The sequence below is a fragment of the Pseudomonas sp. WS 5027 genome (genome assembly GCF_012985695.1).
GTDB classification, from domain to species: domain Bacteria; phylum Pseudomonadota; class Gammaproteobacteria; order Pseudomonadales; family Pseudomonadaceae; genus Aquipseudomonas; species Aquipseudomonas hygromyciniae.
Map to the genome: position 1 here is coordinate 57,781 of NZ_JAAQWU010000016.1, position 14,624 is coordinate 72,404.

At 60.7% G+C, this 14,624-nt stretch carries 13 protein-coding genes; 4 read left to right on the forward strand and 9 right to left on the reverse strand.

Annotated features, from left to right (window positions below; all coding sequences use genetic code 11):
* Positions 1-43: 43 nt before the first annotated feature.
* From arfA to leuS, 4 genes are all read right to left on the reverse strand, one after another.
* Positions 44-208: an alternative ribosome rescue factor ArfA gene (gene arfA, locus HBO09_RS19545; protein WP_003176285.1), complete on the reverse strand. Its 165-nt coding sequence runs from the start codon at positions 206-208 to the stop codon at positions 44-46.
* 233 nt (positions 209-441) lie between these two features.
* Positions 442-1,479, reverse strand: a complete 1,038-nt coding sequence (holA, locus tag HBO09_RS19550; RefSeq protein ID WP_169997671.1) for a DNA polymerase III subunit delta — start codon at positions 1,477-1,479, stop codon at positions 442-444.
* 39 nt (positions 1,480-1,518) lie between these two features.
* Positions 1,519-2,124 carry an LPS assembly lipoprotein LptE gene (gene lptE, locus HBO09_RS19555; RefSeq protein ID WP_169997669.1) on the reverse strand — a complete coding sequence of 202 codons (606 nt, stop codon included), beginning with the start codon at positions 2,122-2,124 and terminating at the stop codon, positions 1,519-1,521.
* Between the two features lie 90 nt (positions 2,125-2,214).
* Positions 2,215-4,821, reverse strand: coding sequence for a leucine--tRNA ligase (gene leuS / locus HBO09_RS19560; protein ID WP_169997667.1), 2,607 nt, complete (start codon positions 4,819-4,821; stop codon positions 2,215-2,217).
* 262 nt (positions 4,822-5,083) lie between these two features.
* On the opposite strand from leuS, the gene HBO09_RS19565 reads away from it, so the two are divergent.
* Together HBO09_RS19565 and HBO09_RS19570 are read left to right on the forward strand one after the other, a co-directional pair.
* Positions 5,084-5,401 carry a hypothetical protein gene (locus tag HBO09_RS19565; RefSeq protein WP_169997665.1) on the forward strand — a complete coding sequence of 106 codons (318 nt, stop codon included), beginning with the start codon at positions 5,084-5,086 and terminating at the stop codon, positions 5,399-5,401.
* A gap of 84 nt (positions 5,402-5,485) precedes the next feature.
* Positions 5,486-6,247 (forward strand): YdcF family protein, encoded by a 762-nt coding sequence (locus HBO09_RS19570; protein WP_169997663.1) that lies wholly within the window; start codon positions 5,486-5,488, stop codon positions 6,245-6,247.
* A gap of 123 nt (positions 6,248-6,370) precedes the next feature.
* Here the strand turns inward: HBO09_RS19570 and lnt are convergent, their stop codons facing one another.
* The 5 genes from lnt to miaB form a co-directional block, all read right to left on the reverse strand.
* A complete protein-coding gene (gene lnt / locus HBO09_RS19575) occupies positions 6,371-7,894 on the reverse strand; it encodes an apolipoprotein N-acyltransferase (RefSeq protein ID WP_169997661.1) in 1,524 nt (507 codons plus the stop codon).
* A gap of 8 nt (positions 7,895-7,902) precedes the next feature.
* On the reverse strand, positions 7,903-8,742 hold the full coding sequence (locus tag HBO09_RS19580) for an HlyC/CorC family transporter (RefSeq protein WP_005791724.1): 840 nt from the start codon (positions 8,740-8,742) through the stop codon (positions 7,903-7,905).
* A 42-nt stretch (positions 8,743-8,784) separates the two neighbouring features.
* Complete coding sequence (gene ybeY / locus HBO09_RS19585) at positions 8,785-9,243, reverse strand: rRNA maturation RNase YbeY (protein ID WP_169997659.1); 459 nt, start codon at positions 9,241-9,243, stop codon at positions 8,785-8,787.
* Entirely contained in the window at positions 9,236-10,240 is a 1,005-nt protein-coding gene (locus tag HBO09_RS19590) for a PhoH family protein (RefSeq protein WP_029292238.1), read from the reverse strand. Before HBO09_RS19590 ends, ybeY begins: the two co-directional genes overlap by 8 nt.
* Positions 10,241-10,465: 225 nt before the next feature.
* Positions 10,466-11,794 (reverse strand): tRNA (N6-isopentenyl adenosine(37)-C2)-methylthiotransferase MiaB, encoded by a 1,329-nt coding sequence (miaB, locus tag HBO09_RS19595; RefSeq protein ID WP_170060951.1) that lies wholly within the window; start codon positions 11,792-11,794, stop codon positions 10,466-10,468.
* A gap of 132 nt (positions 11,795-11,926) precedes the next feature.
* On the opposite strand from miaB, the gene HBO09_RS19600 reads away from it, so the two are divergent.
* Entirely contained in the window at positions 11,927-12,253 is a 327-nt protein-coding gene (locus tag HBO09_RS19600) for a DUF1820 family protein (protein WP_003215457.1), read from the forward strand.
* A gap of 308 nt (positions 12,254-12,561) precedes the next feature.
* Entirely contained in the window at positions 12,562-14,616 is a 2,055-nt protein-coding gene (locus tag HBO09_RS19605; RefSeq protein ID WP_169873591.1) for an FAD-dependent oxidoreductase, read from the forward strand.
* Positions 14,617-14,624: the final 8 nt, after the last annotated feature.

Below are 14,624 nucleotides of genomic sequence, written 5' to 3' on the forward strand. Positions count from 1 at the left end.
CGAATCAGGTGCAGACCTTATCATGCCAGAGGGGCGCTTGCCTTCAGGCAGCCAGAAAGTAAGAAGCCTCCCAGCTATTAGACTGGAAGGCTTCGCGGCGGTAGCTGCCTTTGCCTTTGCCGGCTCGTTCCTGGCGACTGCGGAACAACGGCTGGGCGATGATGGATTTGGCCTTGTTGGGGCCATGCTTGGATGGCTTTTTGCTCATGATCGGGACTCTCCGATGGGGTGGGTAATGCGGTGCAAATCATCTGCCGAAGTTGGCCGGCTGTCCAGCCCGGCGCGATGTAGGACATGGCCTCGGTCTGAATGTGAAATGCCGGTGTGGGAGCGGGCTTGCTCGCGAAGGCGGAGTGTCAGTCGCCTGATCCATTGACTGACACTGCGCCTTCGCGAGCAAGCCCGCTCCCACATTGGTTTTGTGTTGCTCTGGGGGATTTATTATTCGGCAGGCAGTGTCAGGCGCTGGCCGGACATGAGCAGCGACAAACGGCTCAAGCTCATCCATGGCGACCCTGCAGCCTGGCCCTTGATCTGTGCATCGATGCGCTGGGCCTCGAGTAACAGTTGCGCCCAGCGTTGCGCCGAGTGCCGTTGCAGCGCCTTGCTCATCAGGGGCTTGCGCTTGTCCCAGATCGGCGGGCGGGGCTGGCTGAAACATTTGTCCAGTGGCGTGCCCTGGCTGTATTGCAGGGCAATATTGGCCAACACGCGCAGTTCGCGGGCCAGGGCCCAGAGAATCACTGGCGGTTCCACGCCTTCGCCGCGCAGCCCTTCGAGCATGCGCAGGGCATGCGCCGGCTCGCCATTGAGGATCGCGTCCACCAACCCGAACACGTCAAAACGCGCACTGTCGGCCACCGCTCCCTGCACGGTTTCGACGGTAATCTGCCCGTCTTCGGCCATCAGCTTGAGCTTTTCGATTTCCTGGGCGGCGGCCAGCAGGTTGCCCTCGACCCGAGCAGCAATCAGTTCGACAGCATCCTGGGTGGCCGACAGCCCGGCTTGCGACAGGCGCTGGCGAATCCATTGTGGCAACTGGCTGCTATCGACCGGCCAGATCTGGATGAACTGGGTCTGTGCCCCTTCGACCAGTGCCTTGCCCCATTTGGTTTTCTGCGCGCTGCCATCGAGCTTGGGCAAGCTGATCAGCAGCAGCGTGTCCTCGGCGGGGCGTGAACAGTATTCCATCAGGGCTGCCGCGCCTTTATCCCCAGGCTTGCCAGAGGGCAGGCGCAGTTCCAGCAGGCGTTTTTCGGCAAACAACGACATGCTGGCCCCAGCCTGGAGCAGGGTACCCCAGTCGAAGCTGGCGTCGGCGCTGAACACCTGGCGTTCATCAAAGCCTTGCTGGCGCGCAGCTTGGCGAATGGTGTCGGCGGCTTCCTGGCACAGCAGTGGATCATCGCCACTAACGATGTACACAGGCGCGAGGCTGCCTTGCAGGTGTTTGGCGAGTTGGGCGGGAGCGAGTTTCATAGGCAGGATGAACGGGGCGCTTGACGCGCCCCGTCTGGTTTACTCGGCAGGGACTTCAACAGGCGATTGCTTGGGGATGCTGTTTTCATAGTCCTGCGCGGCTTTCAGCGCCTCGGCATCCGCCTTGGCCTTGGCGTCGGCAGTCTGCTGCAGAGCATCCAGTTGGGCCGGGCTGATCATCTGCAGGCGCAGCACCATACGCTGGACCAGGTCACGACGCATTTCAGTGCGCACCTGATTGACCTCGGTGTCCGAGCCGACCAGATTGTTGCCGTCATGGGTCACGACCTTCTGCACTTGCAGCTTGTCGCTGATCAGCGGTAGTTGGTCGTGGCCCTGGATCTGGAACATGAGCATGTTGCTCAGCTCGATGTCCGAAGAACGGCCAGCACTGGCGTAGCTGAGATTACGCTGGGTTTCTTTCTCGTCGATCAGCACCAGCTTGTAAGCTGCACCGGGATAGACTTTGACGCCGCTGTTTTCCAGGGTTTGGCGCAGCTGGGTCACGGTTTCGCCATAGGCGTTGCGTGCGCTGACATCCAGTTCCTTGATCGCCAGTTCCGTGGTGCCGGTGCCGCGCAGCTGGAAGCCGCAAGCGCTCAGCAGTACGGCAAGGCCCATAACCAGCAGGTTGCGTTTGATCATTTTATTGCTCCCCTTGAAACCATGTGGGCCTTATCGAGGCCCTGGAGGTTTTGTTCGGCGCCGGGGCTCTTGCCCTGGCGCCCGATCCGATTAGCTAGCGACGATATTGACCAGTTTGCCGGGCACCACGATCACTTTGCGGATCGTCAGGCCTTCGGTGAAGCGCAGCACGTTCTCATTGCAGCGAGCGGCGGCTTCGACTTCTTCACGGCTGGCGCTGGCCGGCATGTCGATCTGGCCGCGCAGCTTGCCGTTGACCTGAATCACCAGTTGCAGCGTGTCCTGTACCAGGGCGCTGTCATCGGCGACCGGCCATGCAGCATCGATCACCGCGCCACTGTGGCCCAACTGGCTCCACAGGTCGTGGCTGATGTGCGGAGTAATCGGTGCCAGCAACAGCACCACAGTTTCCAGGCCTTCCTGTACCAGTGCGCGGTCCTGTGCGGTGGCTTGTGGCGCTTTTTCCAGCACGTTCATCAGCGTCATCACCTGGGCGATGGCGGTGTTGAATTTGTGGTGCTGGCCCACATCCTGGCTGGCTTGCTTGATGGCCAGGTGGGTGCTACGGCGAATGAGTTTTTGCTCGTCGTTCAGCGATGCCACGTCCAGTTTGCCCGGCAAGCCCTGGCTGATATGGGCGTGCGCCAGGCGCCAGACGCGCTTGAGGAAACGGTGCGAACCTTCGACGCCGGAGTCCGACCATTCGGCGCTCATGTCAGGCGGCGAGGCGAACATCATGAACAGACGGCAGGTGTCGGCGCCGAACTGATCGATCATCGACTGTGGGTCGACGCCGTTGTTCTTCGACTTGGCCATCTTCTCGGTGCCGCCGATTTCCACCGGCAGGCCGTCGGATTTCAGCTTGGCGCTGATTACCTTGGCCTTGCTGTCACGTTCCAGCTCGACGTCTGCCGGGTTGAACCAGGTGTAGGCGCCGTTGGCTTCGCGACGATAGTAGGTCTCGGCGATCACCATGCCCTGGGTCAGCAGGTTCTTGAACGGCTCGTCGGAACTGACCAGGCCTTCGTCACGCATCAACTTGTGGAAGAAGCGCGCGTACAGCAGGTGCAGGATCGCGTGTTCGATACCGCCGATGTACTGATCCACTGGCAACCAGTGGTCGGCTGCGGATTTCTCCACAAGGCCGCCTTCATAGTGTGGCGAGGCGTAGCGGGCGTAATACCACGAGGACTCGACGAAGGTGTCCATGGTGTCGGTTTCACGCTTGGCAGGCTGGCCGCATTTCGGGCAGTTGCACTCGTAGAACTCGGGCATGCGCGCCAGGGGCGAGCCGGCACCGTCTGGCACCACGTCTTCCGGCAGAACTACTGGCAGTTGGTCTTCCGGCACCGGCACATCGCCACAGCTTTCGCAGTGGATGATCGGGATCGGGCAGCCCCAGTAGCGCTGGCGGCTGATGCCCCAGTCGCGCAGGCGGAACTGGGTGCGCGAGGCGCCGAGGTTTTTCTTGATCAGTGCGACTTCCATGGCGTCGAAGGCACCGACGAAGTCCAGGCCGTCGAACTCGCCGGAGTTGATCAGGGTGCCGTGCTCGCCGTAGGCGTCTTGCCACGGGGCCGGGTTGCTATCGCCGGAGCTGGTGCGTACCACCGACTTGATCGGCAGGTTGTACTTGGTTGCGAATTCGAAGTCGCGCTCGTCGTGGGCCGGCACTGCCATTACTGCGCCATCGCCATAGTGCATCAGCACATAGTTGGCGACCCATACCGGCAGTTTTTCGCCGGTCAATGGGTGCTCGACGAACAGCGAGGTCGGCAGGCCTTTTTTCTCCTGGGTGGCGACGTCGGCTTCGGCCACGCTGCCGCCTTTGCATTCGGCGATAAAGGCCTGCAGCTCAGGATTGTTTTTGGCGGCCAGGGTGGCCAGCGGGTGTTCCGCGGCCACGGCGACGTAGGTCGCGCCCATCAGGGTGTCCGGACGGGTGGTGAAGACTTTCAGTGCGCCCTCGGCGCCGATGGAATCGACGTTGTACGGGAACTGCACTTCCATGCCCTTGGACTTGCCGATCCAGTTGCGTTGCATGGTCTTGACCTGTTCAGGCCAGCCCGGCAGGTCGTCGAGGCTCGACAAGAGTTCATCCGCGTAGGCGGTGATCTTGAAGTAGTACATCGGGATTTCGCGCTTCTCGATCAGCGCGCCGGAACGCCAGCCGCGACCGTCGATCACTTGCTCGTTGGCCAGGACGGTCTGGTCGACCGGGTCCCAGTTCACGGTGCCGCTTTTTTTGTAGATCACGCCTTTTTCGAACAGGCGAGTGAACAGCCATTGTTCCCAGCGGTAGTAGTCCGGCTTGCAGGTGGTCACTTCGCGGGACCAGTCCACGGCCAGGCCCAGGCTGCGCAGTTGGGACTTCATGTAGGCGATGTTTTCGTAGGTCCACTTGGCGGGCGCTACGTTGTTTTTCATCGCGGCGTTTTCCGCAGGCATGCCGAAGGCGTCCCAACCCATAGGTTGCAGGACGTTTTTGCCGAGCATGCGCTGGTAGCGGGAAATCACGTCGCCGATGGTGTAGTTACGCACGTGCCCCATGTGTAGTTTGCCGCTGGGGTAAGGGAACATCGATAGGCAGTAGTAAGTCTCCTTGCCTGGCTGTTCACTGACTTCAAAGGACTTTTGCTCATCCCAGAAAGTTTGGGCGGCATTTTCTATTTCACGGGGCTGATATTGTTCGTGCATGGCTACTTTTGAACTGAATAGGGGTGGCCTAATCCTCTTCGGTGCATTGTCCGGGTTGATCGACACCAAAAAGCGGCGCGTCCGTGCCCAAACCCTGCGGGAAGTGGAGTTACAGGAAGCGCCGTAGCATACATGACCCCACTCTATCGAGGGAAACCCTGATTACGCAGCGCAGGCCGTTGGTCGCGGCGCGCGGTTGGTTGCGTCAGTGCAGCTACGCTGTTTATTGGGGAGTGAGACTTATCTTTAATGAGGTGAGGGGATGGTTGATTCGCAGCGAATGAGAACGAAACCTGACGTGTATGAAGGACTGATCGACCGCTTGGGTCGAGCACTGGACGCAGCAAGAACCGCTGGCCGATTGCGTGACGAACGGCCTGATGAGCTGGAGCTGCGAGGTTTGAGCCCCGCAGAGTTTGAAGTGATCAAGGCCTACCTGGACTTGAACGTGCACCCAATCCCGCAATGGGTGGCTCCTGTGCCAGCCAGGGAGCCGGTGCGATCGTCCAAGGTGGTATGGCTCAAGGACTTGTCGGCCGGCCGCGGCCCGGAAAAGCTACGGTCTGTGCGATTCAAGTGACCTGATCAGGGTTATCCACCGCTTGTAAAGATTGTCGCTAAACCCCGTTACACCTTAGGCTTCGAGCATCTTTGGAGATGCTCGATGCCTATTCGTTATTTCATCAAACAATTATTGCTGCCGCCCGGCATTCTCTTGCTGTTGCTGGCGCTTGCCTGGTGGTTTCGGCGTACCCGTCCGCGCCTGGCGGGGCTGTGCTTTGCCCTGGGGTTTGGCGGGATGTGGCTGATCAGCCTGCCGGTGATGGTGGAGTGGGGTGCACGCACCCTGGAAACCGAACCGCCACTGGCCGTGGAAGACTGGGCCAGCCTGGCGCAGCGGGCCGATGCCATTGTGGTGCTGGGCTCGGGTCGTGAGCGGGGTGATCCGGCCTGGGGCGCAGACCAACCGACCGGTGTCGGCCTGGAACGCCAGCGTTATGCAGCGCGCTTGGCCAAGGCGTCGGGGCTGCCGGTGCTGACCACCGGCGGCCTGCACTATGGCACGCCGCCCAGCGAGGCGGAGTTGATGGCGGTGTCGATGCAGCAAGACTTTGGCGTGGCCGTGCGCTGGAAGGAAGAGCGCAGCCGCACTACCTGGGAAAATGCGCAGATGAGTGCCGAGATCCTGTTGCCCCAGGGCATCAAGCGCGTGGTGGTCGTGACCCAGGCCTGGCATATGCCCCGTTCGGTGTGGAGCTTCGAGAAGGCCGGCTTTACCGTGGTACCGGCGCCGGTCGGCTTCCTGGGGGTGGACAATGCCCGGCCACTGGGCGGTTGGATGCCCGAGTTCAAGTCGATCTGGCAGAGCGGGCAGTTGATCAATGAGGCGGTGGGACAGGTAGGTTACCGTCTGTTCTACCGTTAACGCCGCACATCAACATGTAGGAGCGGGCTTGCCCGCGATGGCGGTGTGTCAGTTATTGGATACTTGACTGACCTACTGCCATCGCGGGCAAGCCCGCACACATTGGGTTTTGTGTTTTTCTGCTTAGACGGTCTTGGCCATGCGCCCGGCCAGCAGCGCCCAGCCAAACAGCCCCAGGCACAGGATGATCAGCGGCCACGAACGCCATTGCAGGTACGGCGTCAGGTTGTGCATCGGTACCACTTCGCCGTAGAGGATGCCACGCTGGAACTGCGGGATCTGCTCGGTGATCTGCCCGTATGGGTTGATCAGGCCGGTCACGCCGTTGTTGGTGGCGCGAATCATCCAGCGGCCGGCCTCAAGGGCGCGCATCTGGGCCATTTGCAGGTGCTGCAAGGGGCCGATGGAAGTGCCGAACCAGGTGTCATTGCTGATGGTCAGCAGCAAGTCGCTGCGGGCGGCGAGGCTGGCGGCGAACTCCGGGTAGACCACTTCGTAGCAGATGTACGGCGCGATCTGATAGCCCTTGGCTTGCAGCAGCGCCTGGTCTTCAGGGCCGCGGGCAAAGTCCGACATCGGCAGGTCGAAGAACGCAATCAGGCCGCGTAATACATCCTGCAGCGGGACGTACTCGCCAAAAGGCACCAGCTTCTGCTTCAGATAGGTGCCGTCGCCCTGGCCGACCACGGTGATGCCATTGAAGTAGCGCTTTTCATGGCGCACTTCCTGGCGGATCGGCACGCCGGTGATCATCGCGCCGTTCCGGTCGGCGGCAAACTTGCCCATCATCCCCAGATAGCCCTCGACGGACTCCTTGAGTACTGGCACGGCGGTTTCCGGCCAGATCAGCAAGTCTACGCGCTTGGAGGCAAAACTCATGTCGCGGTACAGCGCCAGCTGCTCGTTGAGCTGCGCCGGATCCCACTTCATGCTCTGTTCGACATTGCCCTGAATCGCGGCGACGGTCAGCGGCTCGCCAGCGGGGCTGGTCCAGGCGTGGTGTTTGAGCGCCAGGCCAATGGCCCACGGTGCCACCAGCAGTACCAGGCCGGCGCCGACAAACACGTTGCGCCGGGCCGCCAGCAAGCGGGGCAGGTTGACGATCAGCGCAGCGCTCAGGGCCAGGGCAAACGAAATCAGCCACACCCCGCCCAGCGGCGCGAGCCCTGCCAGGGGGCCGTCGAGTTGGCTGTAACCGGAGTACAGCCAGGGGAACCCGGTGAGGAACCAGCCGCGAAACGCTTCCTGGCCCACCCACAGCGCGGCAAACGCCAAGGCATCGGCCAGGGGCGCTTCGTTACGGCGGATCCAGCGTGCCCAGAGCCAGGCTGGCAGGGCAAAGAATAGGGCGATCGCGGCGGTGAAGGCGAGCATCAACAGCCCGGCCAGCAACACCGAAGCGCCGCCAAAGTGATGGATGCTGTAGTAGATCCAGCTGGTGCCCGCGCCAAACAGGCCAAAACCGAAACACCAGCCACGCGCGAAGGCCTGGCGCGGTGTCAGTTGGCGCATGCCGGCATAGAACACCCCGACCGCCACCAGCGCCAGCGGCCAGATATCGAATGGCGCCAGCGCCAGGGTGGTGATAGCACCGGCCACCACGGCCAGCAGGTTACCGGGCCAGCCGGGTGCGGTGAGACGGCGCATATCAGTCCTTAGCGGGCAATAGGTGTCAGGCGGATCAGGTGGATGCGACGGCTATCGGCATTCAGGATGCGGAAGCGATAGGCACCGATCTCGGTGGTTTCGTTGCGCTTGGGCAGATGGCCAAATGCACTCATCACCAGGCCGCCGACAGTGTCGAATTCATCGTCGGAGAATTCGCTATCGAAGAACTCATTGAAGTTCTCGATCGGCGTCAGCGCCTTGACCAGGAAATCCCCGCTAGGCAGCGGCTTGATGTAGCTGTCTTCTTCGACGTCGTGTTCATCTTCGATATCGCCGACGATCTGTTCCAGCACGTCTTCAATAGTCACCAGGCCGGCGACGCCGCCGTACTCGTCAATGACGATGGCCATGTGATTGTGATTGGCGCGGAATTCGCGCAGCAGCACATTCAGGCGCTTGGATTCAGGAACGAAGGTCGCAGGACGCAGCAGGTCCTTGATGTTGAAGCTGTCGCCGTTCTCCTTGAGGATCAGCGGCAGCAAGTCCTTGGCCAGCAGGACACCCATGACGTCGTCATGGCTTTCGCCGATCACCGGGTAGCGCGAGTGCGCCGAGTCGATCACGGCTGGGAGGAATTCCCGTGGGGTCTGGGTCGCCTTGATGCTGATCATCTGCGAACGCGGGACCATGATGTCCCGAACTTGCAGGTCAGCCACCTGGATGGCGCCTTCGACGATGGCCAGCGCTTCGCTGTCCAGCAACTTGTTCTGATGGGCCTCGCGCAGCAGCTCCAGAAGCTCCTGGCGGTTTTTCGGCTCGTGGGCAAAAGCCTGGGTCAGTTTACCCAGCCATGACTTTTGCCCGTTGCTCGATCGGTCTTCGCTCATAGCGATTACTCTAAATCCTTGATTGTTTCAGTTGAGTGTCGATTAGTGTTCGTCGTCGGCGTAGGGATCAGGATGACCCAACTCTGCAAGCAACGTTCGTTCCAGTGCTTCCATTTCTTCGGCTTCTTCATCATCTATATGGTCGTAACCCAACAGATGCAAGCAGCCGTGCATGACCAGGTGGGCCCAGTGGGCCTCCAGCGCCTTGCCTTGTTCCTTTGCCTCGCGCTCCACCACTGCGACGCAGATCACCAGGTCACCCAATAGCGGGATATCCAGCAGTTCATCCGGTACATCGGCGGGGAACGACAACACATTGGTCGCGTAGTCTTTCTGGCGCCAGGTGTGATTGAGCTCGCGGCCTTCAGGTTCATCCACCAGGCGGATGGTCAGTTCCGAGTCGGCGGTGCGCTGGCGCAGGGCCAGTGCGCACCATTGGCGGAACTGTGCTTCGCTGGGGGCTGGCGCTTGGGTGGCCAGTTGCAGGTCAAGCTCAAGCATCGCGTCGGTTGTCCTTCGACAGGCCGTCGTCGCGGTGTTCGAAGCGCTCGTAGGCCTCGACAATGCGCTGCACCAGCGGGTGACGCACCACGTCCTTGGGCATGAAGTGGGTGAAGCTGATCCCCGGCACATCCTTGAGCACTTCGATGACCTGGCCCAGGCCCGACTTGGTGCCCTTGGGCAGGTCGACCTGGGTGATATCGCCGGTGATCACGGCGGTGGAGCCGAAACCGATACGAGTCAGGAACATCTTCATCTGCTCGACCGTGGTGTTCTGGCTTTCGTCGAGGATGATGAAGCTGTTGTTCAGGGTGCGGCCGCGCATATAGGCCAGCGGGGCGATCTCGATCACCTGGCGCTCGATCAGCTTGGCCACGTACTCGAAGCCGAGCATTTCATACAGCGCGTCGTACAGCGGGCGCAGGTACGGGTCGATCTTCTGGGCCAGGTCGCCGGGCAGAAAGCCCAGTTTCTCGCCAGCTTCCACTGCCGGGCGCACCAACAGGATGCGTCGCACCTGTTCGCGCTCCAGGGCATCTACTGCACAGGCCACGGCCAGGTAGGTCTTGCCCGTGCCGGCCGGGCCGATGCCGAAGTTGATGTCGTTGCCGAGGATTTCCTTGACGTAGCGCTGCTGATTCAAGCCCCGTGGGCGAATCATGCCTTTTTTGGTCCGCAGCGCCACGCTGGCTTCGGCCACCGGGTTGTTGGCCAGGTCTTCCACGGCCGACTCCTGCAGGTACAGGTGCACCGTTTCCGGCGACAGCTCGCTACCCTTGGTTTCACGGTAGAGGCGACGCAGGAGGTTTTCTGCAGACGTGGTGTGCTGGGGTTCACCAATGAGCTCGAACTGATTGCCGCGATTGCGGATCTCGATGCTCAGGCGTTGTTCGATCAGGCGCAGGTGCTCGTCGAACTGTCCGCACAGATTGGCGAAACGACGAGCCTCAAACGGCTCGAGGAGGAAACGATGGGGTTCTGCTATGGGTGCGTTCAAGGTTGCTTTTAGCCGCCCTTTAGCTGTTTAGGTGAAATAGAGGATAACGCCAGCTGCCGGTGTGCGAAAGCACTTAAGTTATCGGAATGCTGCGCGGTTCCCATGTGGGAGCGGGCTTGCTCGCGATAGCGGTGTGTCAGTCAATGTATCTATCACTGATCCACCGCTTTCGCGAGCAAGCTCGCTCCCACATTTTGATCTCCATCAGTCAGGAGTATTGATCGGTTACTGGATCAACGAGCCGCGCAGCGAGTGCGGTTGCGCCGCGTCGATGTGCACATCGGCGAACTGGCCGATCAGCGTCGGGTTATCGCAACGGAAGTTGACGATCCGATTATTCTCGGTACGCCCCTGCAATTCGCCCGGGTCTTTCTTCGAGTAATCGGTGACCAGAATGCGCTGGGTCGAACCGACCATTTGTCGGCTGATCTCGAAACCTTGCTGGTTGAGGCGATGTTGCAGCGCGTTCAGGCGTTCCTTTTTCAGGTCCTCCGGGGTTTCGTCCGCCAGGTCTGCGGCCGGGGTGCCGGGGCGCTGGCTGTAGACGAAGGAGTAGGAGAAGTCGAAACCGACGTCTTCAATCAGCTTCATGGTCTGCTGGAAGTCTTTCTCGGTCTCGCCGGGGAAGCCCACGATAAAGTCCGAACTGATGCAGATGCCCGGCACGGCGGCGCGCAGTTTGCGCAGCTTGGACTTGTATTCCAGCGCCGTGTGGTTGCGCTTCATCGCCGACAGGATGCGATCGGAGCCCGATTGCACCGGCAAGTGCAGATGCTTGACCAGTTCCGGCACTTCGGCGTGTGCCTGGATCAGGCTGTCGGAGAACTCCAGGGGGTGCGAGGTGGTGTAGCGAATGCGCTCGATACCGTCCACCGCCGCGACCACGCGAATCAGCTCGGCCAGGTCCGCCAGGCGCCCGTCATGGGTCTGGCCCCGGTAACCGTTGACGTTCTGCCCCAGCAGGGTGACTTCCCGCACGCCGTTTTCGGCCAGGTGGATTATTTCCGCCAGCACGTCGTCGAACGGGCGGCTGACCTCTTCGCCACGGGTATAAGGCACCACGCAGAAGGTGCAGTATTTGCTGCAACCCTCCATCACCGACACATAGGCACTCGGGCCGTCGATGCGTGGCTCGGGCAAGTGGTCGAATTTTTCGATTTCCGGGAACGAGACGTCCACCTGCGGCAGCTTGGTAATGCGCGCGGCGTCGATCATTTCCGGCAGGCGGTGCAGGGTCTGCGGGCCGAAGACCACGTCGACATAGGGCGCGCGGTCGCGAATGGCGGCGCCTTCCTGGCTGGCTACGCAACCGCCGACGGCGATCACCATCTCCGGGTTGGCCAGTTTCAGTTCGCGCCAGCGGCCCAGTTGCGAGTAGACCCGGTCCTGGGCCCGTTCGCGGATCGAGCAGGTGTTGAGCAGGATCACGTCGGCATCTTCGGCGCGAGCCGTGACTTCCAGGGCCTGATGTTCACCCAGCAGATCGACCATGCGCGAGCTGTCGTACTCGTTCATCTGGCAACCGTGGGTTTCGATGTAAAGCTTCTTGGCCATGGGAATCGTCAACTGGTGGTAAAGAACCGCGCATTATAGGGGGCATGCCCATTGGTTCCTAGCACTGTGCATCGGGTGCCATGCTATAGTTCGCGCCCTCCTTTATATCCGCCGATGTGCTGCCCGCCCCCCATGACCAAACGTGAAGCTCCAATCTACAAGGTGATTTTCCTTAACCAGGGCCAGGTGTTCGAAATGTACGCCAAGCAGATCTATCAAAGTGATCTGTGGGGCTTCCTGGAAGTGGAAGAGTTCGTCTTTGGCGAGCGCACGCAACTGGTCGTCGATCCGGGCGAGGAAAAGCTCAAGGCCCAGTTCGAAGGCGTGGTGCGCAGTTTTGTGCCGATGCATTCGATCGTGCGCATCGATGAAGTCGAGCGCCTGGGCACGCCGAAAATCAGCGAGGCCCGGGGCATGAGCAATGTCATGCCATTTCCGATGCCGATGCCTGAGAAGTAGTATTCAATTATTTTGTAGGGTGTTTCCGATTTTGCGCTCTAATGCATAGACATTTTGTTTGAAAAATAGCAGATTTTGTTTATGCAGAGAGCAGGCCCTGAATACATAAATAATAAAACGCCGTGAGACTTTCCGAACTTCAGCCGCACTTTACGCCTGCTTTTTACTTAATGGGTAATCGAAAAAAAGCGATCCTGAAATGGATCTGCATTCGTATCCTATTGCCCCGTTAAACACTACCCATTAGTTAACGTCGAGTTTTTTTCTAACGCAGCCATCAACGAACTTACTTGTTTGGGAGTAGCCCTGTGCGCGATCCTCGCTATGACGTTCTGTTTGAGCCGGTACAAATTGGCCCGGTGCGCACCCGTAATCGCTTTTATCAAGTTCCCCACTGTAATGGCATGGGCCATGTGCATCCCTCGGCCATGGCACGCATGCGCGGCATAAAGGCCGAAGGCGGGTGGGGTGTGGTCTGTACGGAAGAATGTGAAATCAGCCCACTCAGTGAGTTCTCTCCCTACATTGAGGCGCGCCTGTGGGACGAGCGCGACATTCCGGCGCTGGCACGCATGTGTGAGGCGGTCCACCAGCACGGCTCACTGGCCGGCGTGGAGTTGGCGTTCAATGGCTATTCCGCGCCCAACCGCTACAGCCGGGAAATTCCCTGGGCACCGTCCAATACGCCGGTGCGTGGTTATGACCCGGTACAGGCGCGGGCCATGAGCCGGGCCGATATCCAGCAATTGCGGGTCATGCACCGGGCCGCCGCGCTGCGGGCGCGGGAGGCGGGGTTTGACATTATCTACGTGTACGCCGGGCATGACCTGGGCATGCCGTTCCATTTCCTCACGCCGCGCAATAACCGCCGCACCGATGAGTACGGCGGGGTACTGGAAAATCGCGTGCGGCTGTTACGCGAATTGATTGAGGACACCCGCGATGCCGTGGGTGATCGGTGCGCCGTTGCGGTACGCCTGGCGGTGGATGAACACATGGCTGGCGGCCTGAGTCGCGAGGGCGAAGGTGCTGAGATCTTTTCGATGCTGGCCGACTTGCCAGACTTGTGGGATGTCAACGTTGCCGATTGGTCCAACGACAGCGTGACGGCGCGCTTTGCCTCGGAAGGTTACCAAGAGGCCTTTCTCTTGGGGCTTAAGGCCATGACCCGTAAGCCCGTGGTGGGCGTAGGGCGGTTCACTTCGCCGGACACTATGGTCTCTCTGATCCGCCGTGGCGTGCTGGACCTGATTGGCGCCGCCCGCCCTTCGATTGCCGACCCTTTCTTGCCGAAGAAGATTGAAGAGGGGCGCGCGGAGGAGATTCGTGAGTGCATCGGCTGCAATATCTGTGTCAGTGGCGACCACACCAGCACGCCCTTGCGCTGCACGCAGAATCCGACCATGGGTGAGGAGTGGCGACGTGGTTGGCACCCCGAGTCGGTCAAGTGTGCGCAGCAACCCGGGCGGGTGTTGGTGGTCGGGGCCGGCCCCGCAGGGCTTGAGTGCGCGCGAATTCTGGGGGCGCGCGGGATGGAAGTGGCGTTGGCTGACAGCCAGCGCACGTTGGGCGGGCGCGTAGCGCTGGAGGCAAAACTCCCGGGGTTGGCGAGTTGGGCGCGGGTGATCGACTATCGACTGGATGCGTTGAGCCGTCTGGCATCGGTTGAGATTTATCGGGAAAGCCCGTTGCAGGCCCAGGACGTCCTGGACTTCGCTGCCGAGCATGTGTTTATCGCCACCGGCTCGCACTGGCGGCGGGACGGCCTGGGGCGTTCCCTGCGTCAATCATTATCGGGCCTGGAGTGCCTGCCCGTGCTGACGCCGGACGACCTGATGGCCGGTGTCCTGCCACCGTCGCCGGTGCTGCTGTTCGACGACGATCACTATTACATGGGCAGCGTGCTGGCCGAACACTTGGTGGCGCGGGGCGTGGAGGTGATATTCGTCACTCCGGCGGCGGATGTGGCCGCCTGGACTCACAACACCCTTGAACAACATCGCATCCAGCGGCGCCTGCTGGAATTGAATATCACGATCGTCCCGTCCCATACGCTAGTGCGGTGTACGCCGCAAGGCTTGGTCGCCAGCTGCGTGTACACCGACCGCACACGCTTCATCCCCGCTGCATCGTTGTTGTTGGTTACCTCCCGCGAGCCCGAGCAGGACTTGTATCAGGCCTTGGTCAACGCACCTGAACGGGTGCACGCAGCCGGTATCAGCACACTGAAGTTGATCGGCGACTGCGTGGCGCCAGGCACGATTGCCGCAGCCGTGTATTCGGGGCATCGAATGGCACGAGAGTTTGATGTGCCTGCTGACTCCCTGGTTGTACGCAGAGAAGTCCCCTATATCGAGGTGTAGTTCGTTCC